The organism is Streptomyces sp. NPDC094147 (assembly GCF_044764265.1).
Classification (GTDB): domain Bacteria; phylum Actinomycetota; class Actinomycetes; order Streptomycetales; family Streptomycetaceae; genus Streptomyces.
The window spans coordinates 207,019-213,380 of the sequence record NZ_JBIWHT010000012.1; the positions used below are offsets into that span (position 1 = coordinate 207,019).

A 6,362-nucleotide genomic window follows, 5' to 3' on the forward strand; every position below is an offset into this window, starting at 1 on the left:
TCTGGTCCGGTGCCCGCCGTGTGGGTTCGTCGATCGGCGGGAAGCCGAACCCTAGACTCCGCACAGTATCTCTGAACAGGCGGGGTGCCGCCCCGCCCAAGACGTCACGGTCTCGTGAGGATTGCGCGCGGAGTCCGATTCCTTCCCGCTCGCGGTCCCTACGACACCCCCGCGGCTACACGCGCGGCAGGGCCTCCGCCACGATGCCGCCCTCGATCGCCAGGATCCGGTGCAGCCGCGTCGCGACCAGGAGGCGCTGCATCTGGGGCGGTACGCCGCGCAGTACGAGGCGCCGGCCGCACCGCCCGGCCCGGCGGTGCGCCCCCATGATCACGCCGAGTCCGGTGGCGTCCCACGAGTCCAGTTCGGTGAGGTCGAGCACGAGGTCGCCGACCCCGTCGTCAACCGCCGTGTGCAGGGCCGTACGGGCGTCCGCCGCGCTGCGGACGTCGAGGCGGCCCCCGACGACCAGCTCGACGTGGTCGCCCCTGATGTGCATATGCGCTCCCGGGAGTGCTACTGGCTGCTGGATTTACGACAACCGACTCATCAACTGACTGCCCCACGGCCACAGAAGTTGCCGCCCGTGAGCGAACCGAGACCTAATTCACCCCTTGGGGTGAACACCCCGGAAGACGGACGGTTCTCAGTGCTTGTAGAAGCCCTGCCCGCTCTTGCGGCCGATGTCACCCGCGTCCACCATCCGGCGCATCAGCTCCGGCGGGGCGAACTTCTCGTCCTGGGACTCCGTGTAGATGTTGCTGGTGGCGTGCAGCAGGATGTCGACGCCGGTGAGGTCGGCGGTGGCGAGCGGGCCCATCGCGTGGCCGAAGCCCAGCTTGCAGGCGAGGTCGATGTCCTCGGCGCTGGCCACGCCCGACTCGTACAGCTTGGCCGCCTCGACGACGAGCGCCGAGATGAGGCGGGTGGTGACGAAGCCGGCCACGTCGCGGTTGACCACGATGCAGGTCTTGCCGACCGACTCGGCGAACTCCCGTGCCGCGGCGAGGGTTTCGTCGCTGGTCTTGTAGCCGCGGACCAGTTCGCACAGCTGCATCATCGGCACCGGCGAGAAGAAGTGGACGCCGACGACCCGCTCGGGGTGCTCGGTGGCCGCCGCGATCTTGGTGATCGGGATGGCGGAGGTGTTGGAGGCGAGCACGGTGTCCGCGCGCACGATCTTGTCGAGCGTGCGGAAGATCTCGTGCTTGACCTCCAGCTTCTCGAAGACGGCCTCGACCACGATGTCGGCGTCGGCGGCGGCGTCCAGGTCGGTGGTCGTGGTGATGCGGGCGAGCGCGGCCTCGGCGTCCTCGGCCGCCAGCTTCCCCTTGCTCACGAACTTGTCGTACGAGGCCTTGATGCCGTCGGTGCCCCGGGTGAGGGCCTCGTCGGTGACGTCGCGCAGCACCACGTCCCAGCCCGCCTGAGCGGAGACCTGCGCGATACCGGACCCCATGAGTCCGGCTCCGATGACGGCGAGCTTCCTGGCCACGACACTTCCCTCCAACAGGTTTCCACCCAAGCCTTCTTGGCGGAGGCTATCGGCCGGGCGGCCTTCTGGGACCGCTAAGAGATGCGCGTCACGTCTCAGATGACGGACATCACACCGGACCGCGTGAGGTGGCTCTCAGCGTGCGCCCCGTACGGCGTAGTTGAGCACCTTCTCCCCCAGCAGTCCCTCCATCTCGTCGATCAGGACGAGCACCTCGCGGGAGACCGCCCGGGGGTCGCGGCCGGCCATCATCTCGCGGCTGATGGCGGCCATCGCCGTCTGGTGGACCCAGTTGATCTGGCCCGCGACCAGGGAGGGCAGCGGTTCCTCGGGGCGGGCGCCGACCTCCTCGCGCAGGGCCGCGTCCAGGTTCTCCAGGACCTCCTGGCCCACCGCCCACAGCCGGGCCTTGAGCGCGGGCGATTCGTGGATGACGGCCATGAACCGGCTGTAGCCCTCCATCAGCCCGACCCGCGGCGAGACCGCCTCGACCTCGGCGCGCAGCTCGCGCAGGACGGCCTCGGCGGCCGACTCCCCCGCGTCGCGGCCCCGCACCCAGCGCGAGAGCCGGTCCACGACGCCCTCGGTGCGGTCGAGGAACAGGTCCTCCTTGGCGGGGAAGTAGTTGTAGACGGTGTTGACCGACACGTCGGCCACCTCGGCGATCTCGGCGATCGTCACCGCCTCGAAGCCGCGCTCCAGGAAGAGCCCGGTGGCCAGGTCCGAGATCCGCTGCCTGGTCTCGCGCTTCTTCCGCTCCCTGCGCCCCTCTGTCATGGACCGAAGCCTAGGCGATGATCTGCACCCCCCTAAATTTTGGGGCCATTGCAAAATTTAAGAGACTCTGTTTTTCTGGGGCCATGGCAATCATCAGTACCGCCGGGCTCGCCCGGACCTTCCAGAGCAAGGGCGGCCCCGTCGAGGCGGTGCGCGGCATCGACCTGACCGTGCGGCCCGGCGAGATCCTCGGCCTCCTCGGCCCCAACGGCGCGGGCAAGACCACCACCCTGCGGATGCTCACCACCCTGCTCCCGCCGACTGGCGGCGCCGCGACCGTGGCCGGCTGCGATCTGCTCCGGGACCCCGCCGGAGTCCGCCGGGCCTGCGGCTACGTGGCCCAGTCCGGCGGCGTCGACCCGCACATCTCCGTACGCGAGGAGCTGGTCACCCAGGGCCGCCTCTACCGCCTCCCCAAGGCCCAAGCCGCCCTGCGCGCCGAGGAGTTGGCGGACGACCTGGGTCTGAGCGAACTCCTGGAGCGCACGACGGCGGCGCTCTCCGGCGGCCAGCGGCGGCGGCTCGACATCGCGATGGGCCTGATGCACCGGCCGGCGGTGCTCTTCCTGGACGAGCCGACCACCGGCCTCGACCCGGGCAGCCGGGCCGATCTGTGGGACCTGGTCCGCCGGATCCGCACGGAGCACGGCACCACCGTGCTGCTCACCTCCCACTACCTGGACGAGGCCGACGCGCTCGCCGACCGGCTCGTCATCGTCGACCGGGGCGTGATCGTGGCCGAGGGCACCCCGGCCGAGCTCAAGACCCGGTACGCGGGCGGCCCCGACGCATCCCTCCAGGACGCCTTCCTCGCCATCACCGGGCGCACCGCCGCGCCGCAGGAATCCACCCCCGTAGCCGTCTAGGACTCCCCCATGACCGCCTCACCACTGCTCTCCGACATCGCCCTGATCTTCGGCCGGTACGCCCGTGCGACCCTGCGCTCGAAGTTCCAGGTCCTCTTCGGCGTACTGATGCCACTGCTCTACCTGGTCTTCTTCGGACCGCTCCTCACGGGCATGCCGCTGGCCTCCCGCGGCAGCTCCTGGCAGGTCCTGGTGCCGGGGCTGCTGCTCCAACTCGCCCTGTTCGGCGCCTCGTTCGCCGGTTTCTCGATCATCATCGAGAACGGCTGGGGCGTCGTGGAGCGCATGCGCGTCACCCCCGTCCCGCGCCTCGCCCTGCTGCTCGGCCGGGTCCTGCGGGACTCCGCGCTCTTCGTCTTCCAGGCGGTGCTGCTCGTGCTCGCCGCGCTCGTGATGGGCCTGCGCGCGCCGCTCGGCGGCATCCTCATCGGCTTCGCGTTCGTGGCGCTGCTCACGCTGTCCCTCGCGTCGCTCTCGTACGCGCTCGCCATGAAGGTGACCACCCCGCAGGGGTTCGGCCCGGCGGTCAACGCGATCACCATGCCGTCGATGCTGCTGTCCGGGCTGATGCTGCCCATGACGCTCGCGCCGGGCTGGCTGAACGTGCTGTCCCACTTCATGCCGCTGCGCTATCTGGTGGACGCGGTGCGGGACGCGTATCTCGGCGCGTACGCCACGACGGCCATGCTGTACGGGGCCCTGGTGGCGGTCGGCTTCGCGGTGCTCGCCGTGACGGTGGGCACACGCGTCTTCCGGACGGCCGGAGCGTAACTACTCTGGCCGCATGGTCAATCTGACGCGCATCTACACCCGCACCGGCGACCAGGGCACGACCGCCCTCGGCGACATGAGCCGGACCGCCAAGACCGATCTGCGGATCTCGGCGTACGCCGACGCCAATGAGGCCAATGCCGTCATCGGCACGGCCATCGCGCTCGGGCAGCTTCCCGAGGACGTCGTGAAGGTGCTCGTCCGGGTCCAGAACGACCTGTTCGACGTGGGCGCGGACCTCGCCACGCCGGTCGCCGAGAACCCGGAGTACCCGCCGCTGCGGGTGGAGCAGTCCTACGTCGACAAGCTGGAGGCGGACTGCGACCGCTTCCTGGAGGAGCTCGACAAGCTCCGCAGCTTCATCCTGCCGGGCGGCACCCCGGGCGCGGCCCTGCTGCACCAGGCGTGCACGGTGGTGCGGCGCGCGGAACGCTCGACGTGGGCGGCCCTGGAGGTGCACGGCGCCCAAGGAAACAAAGGCAGTATGAACGCGCTGACGGCGACCTACCTCAACCGCCTCTCCGACCTCCTGTTCATCCTGGCGCGTACCGCCAACAAGGAGGTCGGAGACGTGCTGTGGGTGCCGGGCGGGGAGCGGTAGCGCTCCGCTGGGTTGCGGTTGTTCGACTGCGGGCCGTCCCTGGCTGGTCGCTCCCCCAAGTTCTCGGCTTCGCTCGAACAGGGGAGACCCTCATCGCGGCGGAGCCGCACGGTGTCACAGCCCCGGTCGAGCGAACGGCGCACCGCGTCGTCGTCATCGACGACGAGGACGTCTCCGGGACGGCTCGGCCCGTTCATCCGCCACTCCTTCACCGCATGCCGCTACCGTTCCAATTAAGTGACCAGAAGTGAGTCTTGTACCCATACCTGGTCACTGCGGATATCCCGAACGGTTTTGGATATCCGACTGGTCTCCCGCGTTCCAGTGGTCCCCGCTCGGGCACGTGCATCGTGTGCGCGTTCCGTGGCGGGTGGGCGGGTTCCCTCACGCCCTCGGATGTCCGGTCCGGCCTGGACGGTCCGATGCCCGCGACGATCGCTCTGGTCGTCGTGGGGCGGTGCCGTCCGTCGCCGGATCGGGTGCCCGAGGGCGCGTCGCCCGATCGCGATACCGGCGGCATCGTGACGGGACATGGTGCGGCGCGGGGTGACCAGTGGCTTACGCCAGTGCTGGCCTCCCCACTGAGAGGTGTAGGCCGGATCGACGGCCACGATGGACAGGTCTATCTCGGCGGCCATCGAGATCAGCCGGGCCTTGAGCTTGCCGGTGGGCATGCCGGAGATGAGCTGGCGGAACCGCTTCCTGCGGCCGTGTTTCTCGCGGGTCTTCTCGGCGGTGAAGTCCAGGTCCTCGATGCCGATCGCGTTGACGCCGCAGCGTTTGGCCCAGTGCAACAGTTGGGTGATGGCGTGCCGGATCTGCGCGTCACGGTGACCGGCCGACCCGGACAGGCCGAAGAAGAACCTGCGCGGGTCCCCGACCGGGTTGCCGTGCCGGTCGAGCCGGTAGGCGGCGAAGTGGTCGGCGTTGGTATCAACACCGACCATGCCGTTCGCGCGGGCGGTCTCCAGCGGGACCGGGATCGTCTCGTTGCCGTACCGCTTCCCGGACTCGCCGTCAGTGGCCAGGAACCAGCGCCCGGCTTCCCAGCGCTCACGCCATTCGGCGTCGGTGAGCTGTGCGGCTTGGAGGTGGTGCCGATGGCTGAGCAGCTTGCGGCCGCCGCGCACGATGTGCACGACCCCGTTCTCCCGGTCGGCGCGGGCGACATCGAGACGGTGTTCCAGGGTGTGCAGACGACGCGACTTCTGGAACCACTCGCCCTTGCTGCGGTATCCGCCCGGAGCACGCTTCGTGCCGCGCTCGCCGACCGGCTGGGACAGACGGTGCATCAGCGTGCGCACACCGGCCTCAAGACACTCGATATGTGCCAGCTGGCAGCGACGGGAGAGCGCCCACTGATCGTGGGTGGCTTTCGTGATGGACCCGGCCCACCGCGAGGAGGACTCGGCGGTCAGGCTCTGCTTACGAGCCGCCCATCGGTCCGTGTCGTGGTCGTTGCCGTCTGCGCATCGCGCTGCCAGATCACGCGATGCCAGGCGCCCTAGGTGCTCGCCGACCATGCACAACACTTCATCGTCCTCGGCCGTGAGGTTCTTGAGCCGATCGCGGATCGCCACACCGGACGGCCCCAAGGCAATGAACGGCGCCTCGATCACCCGCAGTTGCCGTTTCGCGCTCCGCCGCACCGCTCACCTCCCTCCGCGACCAACACCCCGAACCTACCCGCCACCACTGACAATCCGACCCCCACCGCACTCCCACACCACAACCGCAGGACACACTCATACGCCCTTAGAGGTCCTAACAGAAGTGGTTGTTGGTGTGACCGTCGGCTTGGCTGTTCGTTGGTGTGGGTGTGGGGAAGAGACAGTCGCGGCCGTGGATCGTG

The 6,362-nt window shown here is 69.3% G+C and carries 7 protein-coding genes; 3 read left to right on the plus strand and 4 right to left on the minus strand.

Annotated features, from left to right (window positions below; translation table 11 throughout):
* Positions 1-175: 175 nt before the first annotated feature.
* The 3 genes from ACIQ8J_RS20200 to ACIQ8J_RS20210 form a co-directional block, all read right to left on the minus strand.
* Positions 176-499, minus strand: coding sequence for an STAS domain-containing protein (locus tag ACIQ8J_RS20200; RefSeq protein WP_403272833.1), 324 nt, complete (start codon positions 497-499; stop codon positions 176-178).
* Between the two features lie 147 nt (positions 500-646).
* Entirely contained in the window at positions 647-1,495 is an 849-nt protein-coding gene (locus ACIQ8J_RS20205) for a 3-hydroxyacyl-CoA dehydrogenase family protein (protein ID WP_403272832.1), read from the minus strand.
* Positions 1,496-1,630: 135 nt separating this feature from the next.
* Complete coding sequence (locus ACIQ8J_RS20210) at positions 1,631-2,272, minus strand: TetR/AcrR family transcriptional regulator (RefSeq protein ID WP_403272831.1); 642 nt, start codon at positions 2,270-2,272, stop codon at positions 1,631-1,633.
* Between the two features lie 83 nt (positions 2,273-2,355).
* Here ACIQ8J_RS20210 and ACIQ8J_RS20215 point away from each other — a divergent pair, with 83 nt between their 5' ends.
* Genes ACIQ8J_RS20215 through ACIQ8J_RS20225 form a run of 3 tightly spaced genes read left to right on the plus strand, consistent with a single transcriptional unit; the run spans position 2,356 to position 4,510 of the window.
* Entirely contained in the window at positions 2,356-3,138 is a 783-nt protein-coding gene (locus ACIQ8J_RS20215) for an ABC transporter ATP-binding protein (RefSeq protein ID WP_403272830.1), read from the plus strand.
* Positions 3,139-3,147: 9 nt separating this feature from the next.
* Positions 3,148-3,909, plus strand: a complete 762-nt coding sequence (locus tag ACIQ8J_RS20220) for an ABC transporter permease (RefSeq protein ID WP_403272828.1) — start codon at positions 3,148-3,150, stop codon at positions 3,907-3,909.
* Positions 3,910-3,922: 13 nt separating this feature from the next.
* Positions 3,923-4,510 (plus strand): cob(I)yrinic acid a,c-diamide adenosyltransferase, encoded by a 588-nt coding sequence (locus tag ACIQ8J_RS20225; protein WP_403272827.1) that lies wholly within the window; start codon positions 3,923-3,925, stop codon positions 4,508-4,510.
* A gap of 233 nt (positions 4,511-4,743) precedes the next feature.
* On the opposite strand, the gene ACIQ8J_RS20230 is transcribed toward ACIQ8J_RS20225, so the two are convergent.
* On the minus strand, positions 4,744-6,135 hold the full coding sequence (locus ACIQ8J_RS20230; protein ID WP_403607901.1) for an IS200/IS605 family accessory protein TnpB-related protein: 1,392 nt from the start codon (positions 6,133-6,135) through the stop codon (positions 4,744-4,746).
* Positions 6,136-6,362 lie beyond the last annotated feature (227 nt).

Excerpts from the sequence above, each read along its gene's own strand:
- ACIQ8J_RS20215 (WP_403272830.1), top strand. The coding sequence starts at position 2,356 with ATGGCAATCATCAGTACCGCCGGGCTCGCCCGGACCTTCCAGAGCAAG.
- ACIQ8J_RS20220 (WP_403272828.1), top strand. The coding sequence starts at position 3,148 with ATGACCGCCTCACCACTGCTCTCCGACATCGCCCTGATCTTCGGCCGG.
- ACIQ8J_RS20225 (WP_403272827.1), top strand. The coding sequence starts at position 3,923 with ATGGTCAATCTGACGCGCATCTACACCCGCACCGGCGACCAGGGCACG.
- ACIQ8J_RS20200 (WP_403272833.1), bottom strand. The coding sequence starts at position 499 with ATGCACATCAGGGGCGACCACGTCGAGCTGGTCGTCGGGGGCCGCCTC.
- ACIQ8J_RS20210 (WP_403272831.1), bottom strand. The coding sequence starts at position 2,272 with ATGACAGAGGGGCGCAGGGAGCGGAAGAAGCGCGAGACCAGGCAGCGG.